19 protein-coding genes are annotated in these 20,798 nt (G+C 41.0%); 14 read left to right on the plus strand and 5 right to left on the minus strand.

The features are described from left to right. Nucleotides 1-46 precede the first annotated feature (46 nt). From M3600_RS17355 to M3600_RS17380, 6 genes are all read left to right on the plus strand, one after another. Nucleotides 47-1,960, plus strand: a complete 1,914-nt coding sequence (locus M3600_RS17355) for a BglG family transcription antiterminator (RefSeq protein ID WP_233316021.1) — start codon at nucleotides 47-49, stop codon at nucleotides 1,958-1,960. Nucleotides 1,961-2,165: 205 nt separating this feature from the next. Then, complete coding sequence (locus M3600_RS17360) at nucleotides 2,166-3,497, plus strand: PTS sugar transporter subunit IIC (protein WP_233316020.1); 1,332 nt, start codon at nucleotides 2,166-2,168, stop codon at nucleotides 3,495-3,497. A 2-nt stretch (nucleotides 3,498-3,499) separates the two neighbouring features. After that, complete coding sequence (uxuA, locus tag M3600_RS17365; RefSeq protein ID WP_233316019.1) at nucleotides 3,500-4,549, plus strand: mannonate dehydratase; 1,050 nt, start codon at nucleotides 3,500-3,502, stop codon at nucleotides 4,547-4,549. Beyond that, nucleotides 4,549-5,991, plus strand: coding sequence for a glycoside hydrolase family 1 protein (locus tag M3600_RS17370; protein ID WP_251646875.1), 1,443 nt, complete (start codon nucleotides 4,549-4,551; stop codon nucleotides 5,989-5,991). The genes uxuA and M3600_RS17370 overlap by 1 nt, the downstream gene beginning before the upstream one ends. A 22-nt stretch (nucleotides 5,992-6,013) precedes the next feature. Then, nucleotides 6,014-6,334: a PTS sugar transporter subunit IIB gene (locus tag M3600_RS17375; protein WP_237942099.1), complete on the plus strand. Its 321-nt coding sequence runs from the start codon at nucleotides 6,014-6,016 to the stop codon at nucleotides 6,332-6,334. An 18-nt stretch (nucleotides 6,335-6,352) separates the two neighbouring features. Further along, nucleotides 6,353-6,691 carry a PTS sugar transporter subunit IIA gene (locus M3600_RS17380; protein ID WP_233316016.1) on the plus strand — a complete coding sequence of 113 codons (339 nt, stop codon included), beginning with the start codon at nucleotides 6,353-6,355 and terminating at the stop codon, nucleotides 6,689-6,691. Between the two features lie 37 nt (nucleotides 6,692-6,728). Here M3600_RS17380 and M3600_RS17385 read toward each other — a convergent pair whose 3' ends face one another. Next, the gene (locus M3600_RS17385) at nucleotides 6,729-7,703 is read right to left on the minus strand and encodes a bile acid:sodium symporter family protein (protein WP_233316015.1); all 975 of its coding nucleotides are present in this window, start codon (nucleotides 7,701-7,703) and stop codon (nucleotides 6,729-6,731) included. A gap of 38 nt (nucleotides 7,704-7,741) precedes the next feature. After that, nucleotides 7,742-8,395, minus strand: coding sequence for an oxidoreductase (locus M3600_RS17390; RefSeq protein ID WP_237942098.1), 654 nt, complete (start codon nucleotides 8,393-8,395; stop codon nucleotides 7,742-7,744). A gap of 184 nt (nucleotides 8,396-8,579) precedes the next feature. Here M3600_RS17390 and M3600_RS17395 point away from each other — a divergent pair, with 184 nt between their 5' ends. The 8 genes from M3600_RS17395 to M3600_RS17430 all read left to right on the plus strand — a co-directional run bounded on the left by M3600_RS17395 (nucleotide 8,580) and on the right by M3600_RS17430 (nucleotide 17,003). Continuing rightward, nucleotides 8,580-9,338, plus strand: a complete 759-nt coding sequence (locus M3600_RS17395) for an ABC transporter ATP-binding protein (protein WP_233316012.1) — start codon at nucleotides 8,580-8,582, stop codon at nucleotides 9,336-9,338. Between the two features lie 19 nt (nucleotides 9,339-9,357). Beyond that, nucleotides 9,358-10,176 carry an ABC transporter permease gene (locus M3600_RS17400; protein WP_233316011.1) on the plus strand — a complete coding sequence of 273 codons (819 nt, stop codon included), beginning with the start codon at nucleotides 9,358-9,360 and terminating at the stop codon, nucleotides 10,174-10,176. Nucleotides 10,177-10,333: 157 nt separating this feature from the next. Then, nucleotides 10,334-11,356 (plus strand): ABC transporter substrate-binding protein, encoded by a 1,023-nt coding sequence (locus tag M3600_RS17405; protein WP_251646876.1) that lies wholly within the window; start codon nucleotides 10,334-10,336, stop codon nucleotides 11,354-11,356. Nucleotides 11,357-11,503: 147 nt separating this feature from the next. Then, the gene (gene chbG, locus M3600_RS17410) at nucleotides 11,504-12,208 is read left to right on the plus strand and encodes a chitin disaccharide deacetylase (RefSeq protein WP_251646877.1); all 705 of its coding nucleotides are present in this window, start codon (nucleotides 11,504-11,506) and stop codon (nucleotides 12,206-12,208) included. Between the two features lie 174 nt (nucleotides 12,209-12,382). Next, a complete protein-coding gene (locus tag M3600_RS17415) occupies nucleotides 12,383-13,621 on the plus strand; it encodes a helix-turn-helix domain-containing protein (RefSeq protein WP_233316008.1) in 1,239 nt (412 codons plus the stop codon). A 148-nt stretch (nucleotides 13,622-13,769) separates the two neighbouring features. Next, complete coding sequence (ald, locus tag M3600_RS17420) at nucleotides 13,770-14,906, plus strand: alanine dehydrogenase (protein ID WP_233316007.1); 1,137 nt, start codon at nucleotides 13,770-13,772, stop codon at nucleotides 14,904-14,906. Nucleotides 14,907-15,081: 175 nt separating this feature from the next. Continuing rightward, a complete protein-coding gene (locus M3600_RS17425; RefSeq protein ID WP_251646878.1) occupies nucleotides 15,082-16,023 on the plus strand; it encodes an ABC transporter ATP-binding protein in 942 nt (313 codons plus the stop codon). Further along, nucleotides 16,020-17,003 carry an ABC transporter permease gene (locus M3600_RS17430; protein WP_233316005.1) on the plus strand — a complete coding sequence of 328 codons (984 nt, stop codon included), beginning with the start codon at nucleotides 16,020-16,022 and terminating at the stop codon, nucleotides 17,001-17,003. Before M3600_RS17425 ends, M3600_RS17430 begins: the two co-directional genes overlap by 4 nt. A gap of 34 nt (nucleotides 17,004-17,037) precedes the next feature. On the opposite strand, the gene M3600_RS17435 is transcribed toward M3600_RS17430, so the two are convergent. From M3600_RS17435 to M3600_RS17445, 3 genes are all read right to left on the minus strand, one after another. Next, nucleotides 17,038-18,225: a MalY/PatB family protein gene (locus tag M3600_RS17435; protein ID WP_233316004.1), complete on the minus strand. Its 1,188-nt coding sequence runs from the start codon at nucleotides 18,223-18,225 to the stop codon at nucleotides 17,038-17,040. Between the two features lie 8 nt (nucleotides 18,226-18,233). Then, the gene (malX, locus tag M3600_RS17440; RefSeq protein WP_233316003.1) at nucleotides 18,234-19,790 is read right to left on the minus strand and encodes a maltose/glucose-specific PTS transporter subunit IIBC; all 1,557 of its coding nucleotides are present in this window, start codon (nucleotides 19,788-19,790) and stop codon (nucleotides 18,234-18,236) included. Between the two features lie 139 nt (nucleotides 19,791-19,929). After that, the gene (locus M3600_RS17445) at nucleotides 19,930-20,721 is read right to left on the minus strand and encodes a MurR/RpiR family transcriptional regulator (protein WP_237942094.1); all 792 of its coding nucleotides are present in this window, start codon (nucleotides 20,719-20,721) and stop codon (nucleotides 19,930-19,932) included. Nucleotides 20,722-20,798: the final 77 nt, after the last annotated feature.

Genomic DNA, 20,798 nt, shown 5'->3' on the forward strand with positions numbered 1-20,798 from the left:
CTGATAAATAATTGGAAATGCAGTTGATGAAGGGGTGTAATTTGAAATGCTTTCATTACGTCAACAGAAACTGTTGCATTTATTGATGCAGGCAGAAGAGGCACTAACGGGTGCGGAGCTTGCTTCAGCATTGCAGGTCACATCACGGACGATAAGAAGTGATGTGAAGATACTTACAGATAAGCTGCAGGCAAATGGTGCGTATATTGCTTTAAAAAGAGGAAAAGGCTATGAGCTCATCATTGATGATTATAAATATTTCCGGTCTTTTTTGCAGCGTGCCGTTGCAGGAAATGAGGATGATACAATCCCGGCAGATCCGTCAGAAAGAATGGAATATATGCTGAGACGCCTGCTTCTTTCAGAGGATTACATTAAGATTGAACATTTTGTAAAAGAGCTGTATATAAGTGAAACGTCTATTAAAAACGGGCTGAAGGAAGTAAAAAAAATTCTTCGCCGTTTCAATTTGGACTTGGAAAAACGTCCGAATTACGGGCTGAAAATAGTCGGATCCGAAGCGAAAATGCGCATATGCATGGCAGAGTTTGTTTTCCATTCAGATCATCAACCATATCAAGTTTTGCCAGCACATGAACTTGAAAAGATAGAGGAGATTCTGCTCAAGCATACGAAAGAAGCTTCGATTTTACTTTCCGATATCGGGAAATCTAATTTAATCACACATATTGCTATCGCCTGCAAACGAATACTCGATGATAATTATGTTTCTATGCCCGAAAAGGAATTGGAAGCTATCATGGCGGAAAAGGAATATAGTGTTGCCAAGTTGATTGTGAAGGATCTGCAGACATCATTAGGTACAGCATTTCCAGAGGCTGAAGTTGCTTATATAGCTGTTCATTTATTAGGAACGAAGATTATTTCTTATCAGCCAGCAGCAGAGATTAATATATTGGACATGATTGAAAAGGATATACTAGAACTTTCCAAAAAACTGCTTAACGAGGCAGAACAGGTTATGCAGCTAGGAATATCCACCGATGAAGAATTGATATACGGGCTGTGTCTTCATTTAAAGCCGGCTATTAACCGCTATAAATTTGGCCTTAGCATCCGCAATCCGATGTTGAAGGAAATCATCAAAAACTATCCAGTTGCCTTTGATGCAGCCATTTCCATGGCAGAGAAGCTTAAGCAGGAAACTGGCATGGAGATAAATCAGGATGAGATTGGCTATATCGCCTTGCATATAGGAGCTGCGATGGAACGGAAAAAAGCAAAGGGGAAGGCGAAGCGCTGCCTGATTGTTTGTGCTACTGGGGTTGCAAGCGCCCAGCTTTTATACCATAAGCTGCAGGCTACCTTTGGCAGCAAGCTGCAAATAGTTGGAACAGCTAATGTTTTCGACATGCATAAGTATGATCTAGGGTCCCTTGATTTTATTATCAGCACCATCCCAATTCAGAAGAGATTAACCGTTCCTATTATTGATGTAAATACTATTTTAAGAGATGAGGATATTGCCAGATTGGAAAACTTAGTAATTGAGAATATCGGCAGTGTCTTGAAATATATAAGACCAGAGCTTACCTTTTTTCAGCAAGATTTAAAATCAAAGGAGGAAGTGCTTCGCTTTCTTTGTACGAATATGGAAAGACTGGAGGATATCCCTGATAACTTTCAGGAACTGGTAGAGGAACGGGAACAAATAGCTCCGACAGGATTTGGAACAATGGTTGCCATTCCCCATCCAATCAGACCTGTCACTAAAAAGACAATTTGGGCTGTGTGTACATTAAAAAGGCCAGTGCAGTGGGGCGACAGCCGTGTTCAGTTCATTTGCTTGCTGAGCGTCCAAAAAGAGTATAAAAAGGATTTACAGAAGATGTACCAGCTTTTAGTGAAAATATCAGGAAATGCAGCTCTCGTAGAAAGGCTTGTAAAGGTTAGTTCTTATGAAGAGTTTGTGAGTATCCTGCTTTCGGTGGAGGAATAAACGGTTATGAAAAAGGACAGCGTTGTGCTGTTCTTTTTTGTTATACAATCTTGAGGCACTCTTTTCCTCGTAAAGTTGGAAAAAGAATGCATGTAAATGAAAGCGCTTTTTATATAAACTGATAAACAAGAGCACAAGAAGCATTTCACTCTATGAAATTATTGATGTAATTCCATTTTTTTATAAAAGAAACGGAGGTTTTAAGATGAGCTTTAAAGATAAGGCGGCAGATGTATTAGGCAATGTCGCCTACAAAATCACCAATCAGAAATATATTATGGCAATCAAAAAAGCATTTGTTACGTTAATGCCAGTCATTATCACAGGAGCTTTTGCTGTGCTTGTAGCAAATATGATTCTCGGAACAGAAAGCGGCTTGGCGCATTTTGAAATGTTTGCCTTCCTCGCAGACTATAAGCCGATTATGACAGCCATTCAATATGCTACGCTTAACTTCCTGACAATCGGAGCTGTCTTTTTAATTGGGATTGAGCTGGGACGGATAAATGGTCATAAATCACTGTTTCCAGGGATTCTCGCTCTTATGTCTTATATTTCAGTTGTGCCGACAACGATAGAACTGCTTGTAAATGAACAAAACCAGCTAGTCACAGATGTATTGGCAAGGCAATTCTCCGATCCGAAAAGCTTATTCTTAGGAATGATTATTGCTATTGTTTCTGTTGAGATCTACAGCAAGCTTGCGAATGTAGAGAAATTGAAAATCAAGATGCCAGACAGTGTACCTTACAATGTAGCCACCTCTTTTTCAGCATTGATTCCATCGATCTTGACGGTGACAATTGTCGCAACATTCGGATTCATCTTCTATAAAGTAACTGGCATATATTTATATGAAGCCATCTACAATGTTGTACAGAGACCGCTTGAAAGTGTTATGCAGGGCTTACCGGGAATTTTGATTCTTATGTTTGTCGCGCAGTTCTTCTGGGTGATTGGAATTCATGGTAACCAAATGATTAAGCCGATTCGGGAGCCGCTCTTGCTTGCGTCCATAACAGTCAATATGACTGCCTTCCAAGAAGGAAAGGAAATTCCAAATATTATTACAATGCCATTCTGGGATGTATATATGAGCATTGGTGGTTCAGGAGTAACAATTGGTCTCTTAATAGCAATCTTTATTGTTTCAAAAAGAGAAGAAATGCGAAGTATTGCTAAATTGTCTTTCGGTCCAGGGATTTTTAATATTAACGAACCTGTTATCTTCGGACTTCCGGTCATGCTCAATCCAATTATGGCGATTCCATTCGTTATCACACCATTAGTAACAGGAACAATCGGGTATATCGCAACTGCAACAGGCTTTGCAGGGAAAGCAGTCGTTATGGTTCCTTGGACGACACCGCCGATTATTAATGCTTGGCTGTCTACTGCGGGCAGTATGGGAGCAGTCATCACACAGCTGATATGTATTGCTGCTTCTATATTCATCTACCTGCCGTTCGTCTTAATGGCTAATAAAGTGTCCCAGCAAACTGGAGAAGAAAGTGATGATACAAGGAAGGTGATTTAAAGATGAAGATGTCTTTCAGATGGTATGGAAAACAAGACTCTATTCCCCTTGAATATATTAAGCAAATCCCTAACATGAATGGGATAGTCAGCGCTGTTTATGATGTTCCTCCAGGTGAAGCTTGGCCGGAGGAAAGCATTCAGGAGCTCTATAGAGAGATAAGCGCAGCAGGACTAGAGTTCAAGGTAGTGGAAAGCGTGCCTGTTCATGAAGATATTAAATTAGGTCTTCTAAACAGAGATACGTATATTGATAATTATATCCTCACAATGGAGAGGCTGGCGAAAATTGGTATTGAAGTGATCTGTTATAACTTTATGCCTGTCTTCGACTGGACGAGAACACAGCTTGATAAGGAGCTGGAGGATGGGTCTACTGCATTAGTTTATTATCAAGAACAGCTAAAGAGGATGGATCCTGTGCACAACGATCTGTCCCTCCCAGGCTGGGATACTTCTTATACGAGAGAAGAACTGCAAGAGTTAATCAGGCAATATCAGGAGTTGGGAGAAGAAGGCTTGTGGAATAATCTGGAGTACTTTTTAGCTAGAGTGATTCCGGCTGCAGAGAAGCATGGAATCAAGATGGCCATCCATCCAGATGATCCGCCGTGGAGTATATTTGGACTGCCCCGCATTATTACAAATGAACATAATCTTGATCGCTTTTTAAACTTATATGAAAGTGAAGCAAATGGGATCACTTTATGCTCAGGCTCGTTAGGTTGTACAAAAGATAATGACATCGTTAAGCTGGCAGCAAAATATACGCAGCTTAACCGAGTTCCTTTTGTTCATTTGCGCAATATTAAGATACTCGCAAACGGTGATTTTGAGGAATCAGCACATTTCTCAACATGCGGAAGTCTCGATATGGCTGCTATTATGAAGGCGCTCCATGACAATGGCTTTACAGGTTATGTAAGACCTGATCACGGCCGGATGATTTGGGGGGAAACCGGAAAACCTGGCTACGGACTTTATGACAGGGCTTTAGGAAGTATGTATCTTTCAGGCATATGGGAAACGCTTGAAAAATCGGGAGGTAAATAATGTCGGATAAATTAATGGTGAAAATACCTGATGATTTTATCATCGGTGCTGCAGCATCTGCCTGGCAGACAGAGGGCTGGTCAGGAAAAAAGGAATCTCAAGACTCGTATTTAGATCTTTGGTACAAAAATAACAAGAACGTCTGGCATAACGGGTACGGACCAGGAGTAGCAACTGATTTTTATAACAGATACAAGGAAGACATCGGGATAATGGCAGAAATCGGGCTAACCCATTATCGCACCTCCATTAATTGGTCCCGCTTCTTACTAGATTATGAGGAAGCAATAGTGGATGAAGAGTATGCAGCCTATATTGATAAGGTGATTGATGAGCTCTTAGAAAAACAAGTGGAGCCGATGATATGCTTGGAGCATTATGAAGTGCCTGCCTACTTGTTTGAGAAATATGGAGGCTGGGACTCCAAGCATGTGGTCGAGCTTTTTGTAAAGTATGCTGATAAAGTGCTGGACCGTTATGGACATAAGGTGAAGCACTGGTTCACCTTCAATGAGCCGATTGTTGTTCAGACAAGGGTTTACTTAGATGCCATTCGTTATCCTTTTGAGCAGAATACAAAAAAATGGATGCAGTGGAACTATCATAAGGCTTTGGCAACAGCTAAAGTATTGGAGCTTTTTAAACAGAAAGGGCTCAAGGAAAAGACAGGAGCGAAGATGGGGGTTATTTTAAACCCAGAAGTGACATATGCGCGCTCATCTGCTCCACATGACCAAGAAGCAGCTAACATCTATGATTTGTTCTTTAACCGAATATTTTTGGATCCTTCCATTAAAGGCGAATATCCGCAAGAGCTTTTTGACTTGATGGCCAGACATAGCATCGCCTTTGAGTATACACAGGCAGACTTAGAAACTATCAAGCAGAACACAGTTGATTATGTAGGCATTAATTTGTATTACCCTCATCGTGTTAAGGCAAGAACGACAGCTTGGAATGAAAGCACGCCATTTCATCCTTCTTATTATTATGAGATGTTTGATATGCCTGGCAAGAAGATGAATCCTTTCCGCGGTTGGGAGATCTATCCGAAAATTATGTACGATATGGCTATGAGGATGAAAGAGGAGTATGGCAACATAGAATGGTTTATCGCTGAAAATGGCATGGGTGTTGAGCAGGAGTGGCGCTATAAGAATGACGAAGGCAGTATTCAAGACGACTACAGAATTGAATTTATTGCCGAGCATATGAAATGGCTGTTGAAGGCGGTGGACGAAGGCTCTAATTGCAAAGGGTATATGCTTTGGGCGTTTACTGATAATGTTTCACCGATGAATGCCTTCAAAAACCGCTATGGATTAGTAGAAATTAATCTGGATGATAACAGGAACAGACAGATGAAAAAGTCTGCTAGATGGTATCAATCCATTATAGCCAATCGGACTTTAGAAGCCGCAGATGATGATTTGGTGAAATAAAATAGAAGGGCAGGAATTTAATATGAAGAAAATTATCTTAGCATGTGCAGCAGGCATGTCCACTTCCATTGTTGTCTCTAAAATGAAAGCAGCAATTCAAGCAAGAGGAGAGGACATCGATGTTTATGCCATACCAGAGGGAGCTATTGAGGATGAATTAGCCACTTCAAGTGAGGGGATTATTGCTATTCTCCTTGGACCACAAGTACGCTTTATGAAACAGGCGGCAGTCAATACTGCCAAGCCGTATGGAATACCAGTTGATGTTATTGATGTCAGACTGTATGGAACAGCAGACGGGGAAAAGATTCTCGATCATGCATTGCAATTAAACCAAAAATAAAGCTGTCGGAGGGAAAAAATGAAGTTACTAGAGGAAATGCAGGCGGCGGCTTTTCAAATTATAACGTATTCAGGTGAGGCACGGAGCAGCTATGTGGAGGCAATCCGCACTGCGAGGGAGGGGAAAATAGACGAAGCGAAAGAGATTATTAAGGCAGGGGAACGCTCCTACAACAAGATACATAAAGTTCACGCCTCCTTTGTTCAAAGAGAAGCAAGTGGGGAGGAGCTGCCTTTTTCGTTAATCTTGATGCATGCGGAGGATCAAATGCTGACAACAGAAACCTTGAAGATTATGGCCTGTGAAATGGTGGAAATGTGTGCTGTTTTTTTGAAAGACAGCAGGCAAAATACGTGACCTAACAAAAAACACGAGATATGCTCGTGTTTTTTTGTTAGGAGATTTTCTTGCCAGCAACTTTTATCAATGAAGGCTTCTGATAAACCGTTCGAATCGCTTGGCCATAAGTGGCAGCGAGTATTTGCTGGAAAAGCATGCCGATGACAACAGGCACAGCTGTTTGGGGCGGGAAAAAGCTGACCGCAATAACAGCACCAGCGCTGATGTTCCTCATTCCTCCTGTATAAATCATCGCAATCGTCTCATCCTTATGACGCTTTGTGAGAACACCAAGCATCCATGAAAAAAAGTATCCAGATAACGCCACAAAAAACATCGTTAGAGCAATGTAGATGAATTTCATGTCAATATTGCGGAGATAAGGAGCAACAACGGAGCTGTTTATTGCTACAACAGCTGCCAAACCAAGCTTTGAAAAAGGAGCAAGTGTCTTATTCCAAGTTAACGCTTTTTCCTTGGAATAAAACTGGTTAACAGCCATCCCTGCGATGGATGGAAGTACAATCATTCCAAGAAGTCCCCTCATCATGCCCCAAATATCTAACTGAACCGATTCTCCGACAAAAATGCTCATGCTCAATGGCACTAAGAATGGAGACAGCAAGGTGTCTGCCAAAATAATTGCCAACGTGAGGGGGACATTTCCTTTATAGATGGAAACCCATATAACGCTCGTAATACCTGTTGGAATTACTGTGGCAAGTATAAGGCCGGTAATGGTGTACGGGTCATTATGAAAGAATAGGTGACCAATTGCAAACGCCCAAATGGGGGTGATAATATGCAGGGCGCCCAATGTCAGTAATAAGGATAATGGATGAGTGACAGTATGCTTCATTGATTTAAAGTTGGAGTTAAGGCTCCCTGTGAATGTCATGGCAGCAAAAATCCATGGAACGAGAAAGGATAAATGATGCAAAAAAGAGGCTAAAAGCACCCCTATTACCACACTAACTGGTGTAAGCAAAGGCATCCATTTACTAAGAAAAGCATTCATGCTTTGAAGCATATAACAGGACTCCAATCAAAGTTAATATATAAGTAGCATTAAGCGCGTCTTTCAATTTCATCTGATTCAAGTATATGCACACCGCTTTTGTTTTCTGCAGCAAGCTTGCTCATTGCAGCTGCAACAGTTTGCGCTTTAATGCCCCGATACTTCCTCAAACGGCCAACGAACATAAAGTGCAGAGGCGGCAGCAAGTAAGAGCTCAGCTTTTCTCCAAGACGAAACTCACCTCTTGCACCAAGGAGAAGGGAAGGTCTTACAATTGTCAGAGATGGAAAACCGATTTCTTGAAGATGCTCTTCGAATTCTCCCTTGAGTCTGCTATAGAATATTTTAGAGCTTGAATCAGCTCCAATTGCACTGATTGCAAGCAGCTGTTTTGCTCCCATCCCAAATGCGAGCTTAGCAATTTCCACAGGATATTCCAAATCAATTTTTGTCATTTCTGCCTGGCTACCTGCCTTTTTTATTGTTGTTCCTATACAGCAAAAAACATCATCAACTGCAAACTCTTGTTTGTATGCGGACAGCTTGCTGAAATCTGCGACTACTTCCTTTATTAAAGGATGATCAAAGCTTTTCCTTCTTGTCAGTACGGTTATTGTGCTGTACTTGTTCTCTCTTGCAAGCAGCTGTACAAGCTCCCTTCCGACAAGCCCTGTTGCGCCGATCACTAAAGCATTTTTTTCCATTTCGACGTTCCTCTCTAATAAATATTTACATATAGTATAGCAAATAAATGCAGTCAGCTTGTTGTCAGTCTTGTGATAAATAAAATGCCCATTGATTTTTGCGCACATAATGATATCGCCTAGAATAATTATACATTAAGGCCAGGAGTTGGATGAAAAGTGTTTTAAGACAGGAGGTTTAAAAGTGTATAAGTTAGAGGTTAAAAACAGCAGCAAGATTTTCAGGAAGGACAGTAAAGACTTCTATGCTTTAAAAGATGCAAGCTTGCAAGTTCCAGAAGGAAGATTTGTCAGCATCATAGGTCCAAGCGGCTGTGGAAAATCAACTCTATTTAATATCATTGCTGGGTTAATCAAACCTTCCACAGGGGAGGTGCTGCTTGACGGTAAAGATATTGTCGGCAAGAACGGCTATGTAGGCTATATGCTGCAGAAGGATTTGCTGCTGCCTTGGAGGTCGATCATGCATAATGTCATTTTAGGATTGGAGATAAAAGGTGTTTCTAAAAAAGAAGCAATCAGCCAGGCGGCTCCCCTATTAGAAAAGTACGGATTAGGCGGTTTCGAAAATCACTTTCCCGATGAACTCTCCGGGGGAATGAGGCAAAGAGCAGCTTTGCTCAGGACACTGCTGTATGACCAGGACATCATTTTATTAGATGAACCGTTTGGTGCTCTTGATGCGCAAACAAGACTATTAATGCAGGAATGGCTTTTGCAAATATGGACGGATTTTAAAAAGACCATTCTTTTCATTACACATGACATTGATGAAGCGATTTTCCTGTCTGATGATATTTATATCATGTCTTCTAGGCCAGGAACAATTAAGGAGAAGGTCACTGTCCCTCTAGCAAGACCGAGAAGTGCCCAAACCTTATTAAGCACTGAATTTATTGATTTAAAAGAGCATGTACTGCAAACGCTGAAAACAGAAAAATAAAGGAAAGGAGGAGTCTTCGTTGGCGCAGCAGAATCAAAATCCCCTTCCGTATATAGAAGATGAAGAGAAAGCAGCAAAAAGAAGATCACGCATTACCTTATACGGACAATGGGCTTTAGGAGTTTTACTGATTGTGTTTTGGGAACTGTTTGCTAGATGGCAGATTATTGACTCTTATTATTGGAGCAGTCCGTCAACTATATGGAGTACGGCATATACAGCATTTACAGAAGGAACATTGCTCGATGATTTAATTTATACAAGCGGATCGACTGTACTCGGCTTTATTCTTGGAACCTTTATTGGTGCACTGCTTGGTTTATCCTTTTGGTGGTCCTACTATTACTCGCGCATTTCAGAGCCATATTTAATTGCATTTAACGCGGTTCCAAAGCTTGCTCTTGCACCAGTGCTAGTTATTCTCTTTGGGATTGGCTTCAGCTCTAAAGTGGTGCTTGCCTTCATGATGACGGTTATCGTCACAGCACTAGCTGCATACAGCGGTGTGAAAGCAGTTGATAAGGATTTAGAGAAGCTCATGTATTCGCTTGGCGCAAAGCGCTGGCACGTATTCACAAAGGTTGTTATTCCAACAAGCATGCCATGGATTGTGAGCTCATTAAAAATAAATATTGCCCTTGCCTTGGCAGGAACAATTGTCGGAGAATTTATCAGCTCCAGACAAGGAATTGGCAGAATGATTCTTTATGCAGGACAAATTATGAATATCAATCTCGTCTGGGTAGGAGTTGTTGTCTTGTCCTTACTGTCGATTCTAATGTATTTCGCGACGGTCTGGGTGGAGAAAATACTGTTAAAGGGCAGGAATGCTCCGTAATAATTGGAGCCAGGAGGTAAGATTCATGAATATAGACAATGCTGCCTCCCATATATTTTACCGATGACCATCCTTTATTAGAACAAGTATCAGCAACTTTAATAAGATGTGTTTTCCCGGGAGATGGCTAATCGCAACTTAGAAAAAAGGGGGATTTATGGTGCGGAAAGGCAAACTGCTGCTGATTGCTTTATTAGGCCTTATGATGCTGCTTGCAGGCTGTGCTTCAAAAGATTCTGGTGGCGGGACAGAGGAAGGCTTGAAGAAGATTGTCATAGCCGAACCTGTTCATTTAATTGGTTATCTGCCTCTTTATTTAGCCATACAGGAGGGGTATTTTGAGGAAGAGGGACTGGAAGTGGAAGTCATTACTGCTACAGGAGGAGCCCACGTCACATCCCTTGTGAGTGGAGATGCTTGGGGCAATATTGCCGGACCTGATTCAAACCAAATGGCGAATCCAGGCAGCTCTGATCCGATTCAAGGAGTCGTGAATGTCGTCAATCGAGCTAATGTGTATTTAATGGGCAGCTCTGATGAACCAATAGACAGTACAAATGAAGCGGAACTGGCAAGTTATTTGGAAGGAAAAACAATTGCCGCCGGCCGGTATGGCGGCAGCCCAAATCTTTTGACAAGATGGCTGCTGCTCGAGCTTGGTTTAGACCCGGATAAAGATGTGAAGCTTGAGGAGCCTGCTGATGCAAGCGCAGTTGTCTCCCTTGTTGAATCTGGGCAGGCCGATATTGCCAATGGCGGAGAACCGCAAATAACAGAAGGCATTAATAAAGGAGTCTGGAATGAACCGTTCTATAGCTTTCCTAGTTTAGGAGACTATCCTTATTCTGTAATCAGTGTCAAAAAATCAACGATTGAGAATGAGCCGGAAGTGGTCGAAAGCTTTGTCAAAGCAATGCTTAAAGGACTGAAGACGGTTGATGAAGACCATGATTTGGCTATGGAAGCTTTGAAAAAAGAATTTCCGACTACATCTGACGAAAGCTTAAAGGCTTCTCTTGACCGGGCCTATGCAGATCAGCTATGGAGCAAGGATGGCTTCATTTCTGAAGAAGCATTGGCAAAGCCGATGGATGTTGTGGAGAAAACCGGTGTATATAAAGAAGGCTATAAATACGAAGAGCTAATTGATATGCAATTTGTGGAGAAGTTGTCAAATTAGTATCAATATGCAAAGCCAGGTCTGTAATGGGCCTGGCTTATTATGTGAGTAAGTTACCAAATAAAAGCGCTTTCATTCCGGTGGGTTTTATGCCAAAATATATAAAGTAGATGATTAAAAAATAAATGAGAGCAAAGGGGAACTAGCATGATTAAATTGCTTGTAAATGCGGATGATTTCGGTTTTTCCAGAGGTGTTAACTACGGGATTCTTGATACTCACTTAAACGGGATTGTCAATTCCGCAACAATGATGATGAATGCAGCAGGAACGGAGCATGCCCTTGAGATTGCTAAAGCTACACCTTCTTTAAAGGTGGGAGTCCATCTTGTCCTCACATTGGGAAAACCGCTGACTAGTGCTTCAAGCCTTATTGGTGATGATGGTTTTTTTAAGAAGCAAAAGGAGGTATATGAGCATCCAGAGGAAATTTCACATGAGGACTTGGAGCGGGAATGGACGGCGCAAATAGAAAGGTTTTTGGCTGCAGACCTGAAACCGTCGCATTTTGACAGCCATCATCATGTCCATGGTATCAAAGAGTTTTATCCTGTTATTAAAAGGCTGTCAGAAAAGTATGATGTTCCAGTCCGGATTGCTGGTCCCCATTTTACAGATATAAAAACAGTTACAGATATTTTAATTGCTGATTTTTACGGTGAGGGAGTTACAGAGGATTATTTTGAAAAGCTCCAAGATAGAGTGGAAGATGGCAAAACAGTGGAAGTGATGACACATCCTGCCTATTTAGACTCTAGACTGAAAAACGGCAGCTCCTATTATGAGGAAAGACAGGAGGAGACGAGAATTCTGTCTGAAGTAAAATTGCCAGAAAATATGGAGTTGCTTTGAGATAGTATACAGAAAATGAGCCAGGATCTCGGCTCATTTTTTCATGCAGCAGGCTCCAGTTGGTACGCTCGATTTGAAGCTAACTATAATTATAGTGTTGTTGTACATAACCTAATCCATATAGAATAGTAGAAAAGCTAAATAACCATTCCAAAGGAAGAAGGGAGCAAATCAATGCCTAATCAGCCAATAAATCCTTTCCGGCGGGAGATGTACGATTCTCTTGAAAGTTTTGTAGACCATGTCAGTGAATTGCTCGGATGCTCGATAACGCTTGAAGATACACATCATCGTGTGCTTGTATACAGCAGTCATGGGGAGGAAACCGATCCTGTCAGAATTTCTACCATTATAAGCAGACGGGTTCCTGAGAAAGTAATAAACCGCTTATGGAAAGACGGAGTTATCCCAAGTCTCCTCCAAAGCAAAAAGCCAATCAGAATCGAAGGAAAAAAAGAGATTGGTCTTGGAAGCAGAGTGGCTGTTTCTATATGGCGAGGGGATGAAGTCATTGGGTATATTTGGGCTATTGAATGGGATCAGCCTCTTACAGACAGTCAAATGGAAATATTACAGAACGCTGCTGCCGTCGCGAAGCATCTGTTATCGCGGTTTGGGAAAAGCAAAAGACCGTCAACCCATGATGATCAGGAATTCTTTTGGAAGCTTCTTACTGGTCATGTGAGCGACCATGAGGCTAATCAAAAGCTGTTAGAGCTAAATTACACAAGCAATAAATTTACGATTATGGTTTTTAACTTTAAAGAAATTATCAGCAAGGATATGGAAAAGCAAATCATATATTTGCTTAAAGTAATGGATGATATAAAAATCATTCTCTATACGATGGATGATCATGAGCTGATTTTGCTAGCAAGCACAGTAGACAGACAAATCAGCCCTGCTGCAGTATTTAAGCAGTTCATTGAAAATTTCCCCAAAAGCTTAGCGGAAAAATTTCATATAGAAGGCGTGTACGGCGGATATGGCAGCATATATTCTGAATGGAACCATGTAAAGAAATGCTTTAAGGAAGCGAAAAAAGTCGTGGAGGTTAAGGAGAAGTTCCCAGAAGAGGCAGAGTCTTTTTCTGCTTATCAGGAATTAGGAATTTATCAATTTATGGACGTCCTGTTGGAAAAACGAGTTCAGGATGGGTTCGACAATATAGCAATTAAAAGATTAAGAGAATATGATAAGAGTCATAATACAGAGCTTTTAGTTACCTTGGAAGCCTTTTTGGATGAGAGTGAAAGCATGCAAAAAACAGCAGCACGGCTTCATATACATACTAATACATTAACCTATCGATTAAAGCGGATTACTGAAATAATGGAAGTTGACCTGTCCGTCCCTTCTCAAAAATTCATGCTGTATCTCGATTTGAAGCTGCTGCGCTGGCGACAGAATTAAACCCTTGTTTTTAAGTTTTGTGAATTTTCACAAAGGCTCATCTTTACTTTTATCCTTTTTACCAATGATTAATTTCACAATCCGTCCTATTATAATTATAAGATAACTAACAATTAAAGTAAGGAAAACTGACAAGGGGTGGATTGGATTGATTATTGGTATTCCGAAAGAGATAAAAAACAACGAAAACAGGGTTGCAATTACTCCATCTGGAGTTGCTTACTTAAAAAATAGCAATCATGAAATCTTAGTCGAGACAAATGCTGGTGCAGGCAGCGGTTTTACAGATGCTGAGTATGCAGCGGCTGGGGCGAAGGTTGCTGAAAATGCAAAAGAGGTATGGAATTCTGCAGAGATGATCATGAAAGTAAAGGAACCGCTGCAATCAGAGTATGGCTACTTCCGCAAAGGGCTCATCTTGTTTACGTACCTGCACTTAGCTGCAGAAAAGGAATTGGCTGCAGCCTTGACAGAAAAGGGAGTAACAGGCATTGCTTATGAAACAATTGAAGTGAATGGCAAACTGCCGCTGCTTACACCGATGAGTGAGGTTGCAGGCAGAATGGCTGTTCAGATTGGTGCCCAGTTTCTTGAGCAGCCCCATGGCGGCAAAGGGATCCTGCTTGCAGGGGTGCCTGGTGTGAAGCGCGGTAATGTGACAATCATCGGAGGTGGTATTGTCGGCGCGAACGCTGCGAAAGTTGCAGTTGGTCTTGGGGCAAATGTAACGTTGTTGGACTTGAATCCGGAAAGATTAAGAGAATTGGATAATCAATTTGGGTCAAGCCTAAACACAGTTATGTCTAACCCGGCAAATATTGAAGCAGCTGTAGCAGAGTCCGATTTAGTAATCGGGGCTGTTCTTATCCCTGGTGCTAAAGCGCCGAAGCTTGTGACGGAAGAAATGGTTAAGAAGATGGCTCCAGGCTCTGTGATTGTCGATGTGGCAATCGATCAAGGCGGAATCTTTGAGACAGTAGACCATATTACCACACATGATAATCCGACATATGTAAAGCATGGTGTCGTTCACTATGCTGTTGCTAATATGCCAGGTGCGGTGCCGAGAACATCAACAATTGCTCTAACTAACGTCACGGTCCCATATGCGCTGCAAATTGCCAATCAAGGAGCTGTCAATGCAATCCAGAACAACTACGCAATCAAGCAAGGTGTTAATACCTTTAATGGACATATAACATATGCTCCTGTAGCGAAGGATCTTGGGCTGGAGTATGTGCCTGTTCAAGAAGTAATCAATTCCATTCCCACTACTGCAGTTTAACAATAGATTAACAGCCAGGTTTCCGTTTTACTGGAACCTGGTTTTTTTATGGAGTTTGCTTACAAGTATATAAATTTTTTCCAAATAAATGAAACTTATTAAAAGGCAAACTCGTAATAGTATATGACAGATAAGGTGGGGTACATGGGATCTTAAAAAAAGAGAGGAGTTTATCATGTCTCAATATGCATTAGAGGTAAAAAATCTCACAAAGAAAATCAGAAGCAAAACGATTGTAGATAAGGTCAGTTTTGCGGTGGAAAAGGGAGAGATTTTCGGACTGCTTGGCCCGAATGGTGCGGGAAAAACAACTATCATTAGAATGATAGTCAGCTTGATTAACAGAACAGAAGGCGAGGTTGTCATTAACGGACATAATCTAGACGCTTCCTTCGCTGAGGCGATGAGCAGCTTAGGGGCCATTGTTGAAAACCCTGAATTCTATAAATATATGAGCGGCTATAAGAATTTGCGCCATTATGCCAGAATGGCAAAAGAAGAAATTTCGGAAAGCAGAATTGCAGAAGTCGTTAAGCTTGTAGGACTGGATAATGCTATCCACCAAAAGGTAAAAACATATTCCTTAGGAATGAGACAGCGTCTTGGCGTTGCACAAGCCCTTCTGCATAATCCTGCGATCCTAATTCTGGATGAACCAACAAACGGTCTTGATCCACAAGGAATAAGAGAGTTCCGTGACTATCTTCATGAACTGGCAGCAACAGGGATATCTGTGCTCGTATCATCACATTTGCTTTCGGAAATGCAGCTCATGTGTCATCGCTTTGCAATCATTGAAAAAGGTAAGCTTATCCACATCTCCTCTATGGATGAAACAGTCGCTGAGGGAGTAGATGAGCTAAGACAAGTGACCTTTGAAATAGATGAGGCTAATAATGCACTAGAACTGCTGAAAAGCAGCGCAGTAGCTTTTGAGGAGGTTTCGCTTAAAAAGGAGCTGTTAACAGTAAAACTGTCGAGGTCTTCCATTCCGGCTGTGAACAAACTATTTGTGGAAAAGGGAATTTCTGTGTACGGAATAAATGCGGCGAAAGCGACATTAGAAGACAGATTCCTAGAAATCACGAATAAAAAAGGAGAGGAAGCAGTACGATGATTGGGTTAGTCCAGAATGAACTGATAAAGATATTTGAAAAGAAGATGAGCTGGATTTTTGCCATTATACTTATTATTGCATTAGTTGGAACTGCTGTACTTGAGTTGAAAACTAGCACACAGCAAACAGAAGATGATTGGAAGGTGCAGGTTCAAACGGAAATAGACCAGCTGGAGAAGGAAATGGAAAAAGCTCCAAGCTATGAGGATATTCCAGAAGATGATTATACGACAAAGGCAAAGGAGGATATCCAAGCCGAAATCGACAGTTTTAATGGCAATTTAAATGACAATGTGAATCCCTATACGACAAGCTGGTCATATTTGGATTATTATGGAATTGCATTGAAGTCTCTTATTACTCTTTTTGTAGTAATTGTTTGTGCAGGGAATATATCGTCTGAGTTTTCCGATGGCACAATTAAGCAGCTGCTGATTCGTCCTCATAGAAGATGGGCAATCCTGCTGTCAAAATATATTGCGCTTCTTATTTATTCTGCGTTTTTGATTGCGGTACTAATTGGAATAGGCTATTTAGTGAGCATTGCCTTCTTTGGTATTGATGACTTTAGTGGAAAATTGTCGGTGCAAAATCCTACTACTTTTGAAATGGAAGCTGTAGCTGGTGGAGCATATTTCTTCCAAAGCCTTCTATACTATTTGCCAGGGCTTATCATGGTCCTTACGCTGGCATTTATGCTGTCTACATTGTTTAAGAACCAAGCAATTGCAGTTGGAATTGGTGTATTTGTACTATTCTTTTCTTCGACTGCAGGAGCATTAATTGTTGGTTTTTCAGAAAAGTACACATGGACAAAAGCGTTAATTTTCCCGCACTTAGATCAGACTGTATTCGTAGTGCAGGATAAAATCTTAGAAAATATCACGATGCCGATGTCATTAGGAATTCTTGGAATTTACTACCTTATCTTTATGTTTATCACATTTTTCTTTTTCCAAAAAAGAGATATCAGCATTTAATGAAAAAACCGGAGAGGGCTGCTCTCCGGTTTTTTTAGCTTTTCTTTAAAAAGTTAATAGCTTGTGTGAAACGTGCTAAGCCATCTGCAAGCTTTGATTGCGGACAGCCAGCATTCAGCCTCAAGAAGCTCCTTCCTTCAGCTCCGTAGGTATCTCCGGCCATGATAGCCACTTTACCTTCATGGATAAGGGCGTGCTGAACTTGTTTTGGGGTATATGGCATGTTTTCGATATTAATCCATGCTAAGTAAGTTGCTTCTGGAATTTGCAGCGTCGCTCCTAATTGCTGCTTTTCTAAATATGCCTGTATAAACAGCATGTTATTTTTAATATAGTCATTCAGTTGATCCACCCAACTGCCGCAAGACTGATAGGCCTCTATCGTTGCAGTCAATCCTAATATGCTTGTGGAGGAAAGGCCATCACGATTTTTTAATGTTAGCAAAAATTCATCTCTTATATGCTCACTTGGGATAATGGCATACGAACCAATAAGTCCTGGAATATTGAATGTTTTGCTGGCAGAGGTACATATGCATACATTTTCAAGCGCTGTTGCTTTGCTGATGATGGGAGTATGCTTATTAGGCTGCAGTACAATATCCATATGAATTTCATCGCTGATAATAAAAACATGATATTTCCTGCAAAGATTAATGATTTGTTCAAGCTCATTTTCTGTCCAAACTCTGCCTGTCGGGTTATGTGGGCTGCACAGCAAAAGCACTTTCGCTTTATTGTGGGCAAGCCTGTTTTCTAAGTCAGCAAAATCAATGTGATATTTCCCGTCTTTTACAACTAGTGGATTTGCAGAAATCCGCCTGTTATTATCTGTAATCATCTTAAAAAAAGCATCATATGCTGGAGTCTGTATAACAACATGATCTTCATCATCTGTTAAAACATGAATTAGTTTCGCGATTGTATAAATAACACTTGGGCTGTAAACAATCCAATCTTGTTGCGGCTCTGCAGAAAAGCGTTCTCGATACCATTTTTGAACAGCTTCTTTAAATTCCTGGTGATTCCATCTTGTGTAGCCGAAAATGCCGTGCTCCAGCCGTCTGCTTAAAGCTTTGCTTACTTCCTGCGGTGTTTGGAAGTCTGTATCAGAGATGGAGAAGGGCAACAGGTCTGCTTCTCCGAATCTGTCTTCAATATAATCCCACTGTGTACAGTACGTACCAGTTCTTTTTGTTATCCGATCAAAGGAATATGTCATAAACGGTACTACTCCATTTCTATTTCTAATGCATTTTTTAAAGATGCTACTTGTGTGCCGATAATAACCTGTAAATTATGATTATCGAGCTTTACCACGCCGAGTGCTCCGCAGTCCTTTAATTCCTTCTCATCAATTTTGCTCATATCATTGATTACAAGGCGCAGTCTAGTAATACAATTGTCGAGTGACTGAAGATTTTCTTTTCCGCCTAATGCTGACAGTATTCTTTTCGCATCATACTTGCCTTTTTTCTGATAAGTTAACTCCTCATTCCCAGTCGTCACTGCTTCATCCTCACGGCCAGGTGTTTTTAAATTGAACTTAATAATGGCATATCGGAAGATGAAGTAGTAAACAGCAAACCAAACAGCGCCAACTATTAGAACGAGATACCATTTCGTATACGTTCCTTGCAGAACTCCAAAAATAATGAAGTCAAGGATACCGCCGTCTGTATTCCCGATTACGACACCAAGCAAATGCATCGTCATAAACCCTAACCCTGTTAATAGAACATGAATGCCGTAAAGGGCAGGTGCAAGAAATAGAAACAGGAACTCAATCGGTTCTGTTATACCAGTTACAAATGTAGCAATGACACCAGATATCAGTAAACCTTTAATCTTGCTTCGTCTATCAGGAAGGGCTGTATGATAAATTGCCAGTGCGACTGCCGGTAATCCAAACATGAAGGTTGGCATTTTTCCTTGAGACAAAAAAGCAGTAGCGGAAGGACTGATTGGAGAGCCGCTTTGCAGCTGAGCATAGAATATGTTTAATGCTCCAGCTACTGTTTGCCCATCAACAACTTGGATGCCCCCTGCTTCTGTAAATCGAATCATGGCGACAAGAATATGATGCAGTCCGAATGGGAGCAATAAACGTTCTCCTGCTCCGAATATGAACGGACCAAATGCTCCAGATTTTTGAATTAGCTGGCCAATTCCAGTGATAGCAATGGCGAATATTGGCCAAATGATTGGAATAAGTATGCCGACAACAGCTAACGTAAGAGAGGTGATGATGGGCACAAATCTTGCTCCCCCGAAGAAGGCAAAAGCATCTGGAAGCTGAATATTATAGAAACGGCTATGCAGTAAATGGACAATTACACCGACAATAATTCCGCCGAGAACGCCCATCTCAATTGTTTGAATACCCATTACCATGCCTTGACCTGCTTCGCGAAGTTTTTCCGCTGCTGCAAGCTGGCTTGTTTCTGTTAAATAAAAATTGATAGATAAATGCATAATGACAAAGCCTACAAATCCTGAAAAAGCAGCAACTCCTTTTTCATAACGTGCCAATCCGAGTGGGATTGCAATTGCAAAGAGTACAGGCAGATAGGTGAAAGCGAAGCCTCCGATGGTAGACATAAACCTAAATATCGTTTGCAGGAAGCGGTTGTCTAAAAAAGGCAGAGCTTCAATTGTAGACGGGCTTGTGAAGGAGCTGCCGATTCCTAGCATAAGACCCATAAAGGCAAGCAGAGCTACTGGAAGCATGAATGTCTTTCCGAGCCCTTGGAAAAACTCCCAAAAGCGTGATTTTGCATTATTCATAATCACTTACTCCTTTCTAAAACATGGATGTTTGTGTCTAGAGTAACTGTCTATGACAAGAAGAACAATTGGTTTTGGGATAAATGTAAGGGTATACAATTTTTGTACAGCGGGTTTTCCATAAAAAAAGCCGCTAGGTTCACGCCCTAGAAGCCTTCTGTCCTGTTTTACCTGATTCTAATGCAGTCAGGATGATAAAATCTAATAAAATACTTAATGGAAATCTTGAACTCATATCAAGATCTCCGAGATAACAGTTTTGAATTCGGGCTTGAAAAGTAATATCTGCTAAATCCTTCAGCCGGCTGCTTTTCCTTCCGACAATAGCAATTGTTTTTACTGCTCTTTCCTTTAGAATTGCAGCATAATCAAGAATATGAGCGGTTTCTCCGCTGTATGAAACCAATATAGCTAAATCCTTATTGGACAACCCGTTAGCGACACATCTTAACTCATCCCAGTCTTCTCTTGCGTTGCAGATTATCCCTGCAAAGGTTAGTTTTCTGGCCGCATCAATGCAAGTTGGCAAGGATGCTCCGACTCCAAAGAACTCAATAAAATTACTTTCATGAATGAAGCTTGCTGCCTTATGAATATCAAGCTCATTAATATGTTCCAAAGTCCATTCCATTTCCTGTTTGACTCTGTCCATATGTGCTGTCAAAAAGCTCGGCGGATGTACAGCTTCTTTATATAATTCTTGTTCGCTATCTTTGTTTAAGCTGTATTTTAAGTCTTGAAATCCGCTGAATCCTAAGCGTTTACATGTTCTGCTTATTGTAGCAGTTGATATGAATAAAGCTTTTGATAAATGGTCCAAGCTCGATTCAGCTACAAGCGCTGGGTTTGCAATTATATAGTCCAATACTTGTTTTTCTAATTCGCTGAGTTCGCCTTTAGATTGGGCAAGGCGCTTTAAGAGGATATTCAAATTTTTTCAGCTCCAGACTTTGTTAAGAAAGGTACTAGCTAGTCCTCTTTATTATAAGTCGACTGCCGGCGAAAAAG

The organism is Niallia sp. MER 6 (assembly GCF_023714395.1).
In the GTDB taxonomy this organism is placed as follows: Bacteria; Bacillota; Bacilli; order Bacillales; family Cytobacillaceae; genus Niallia.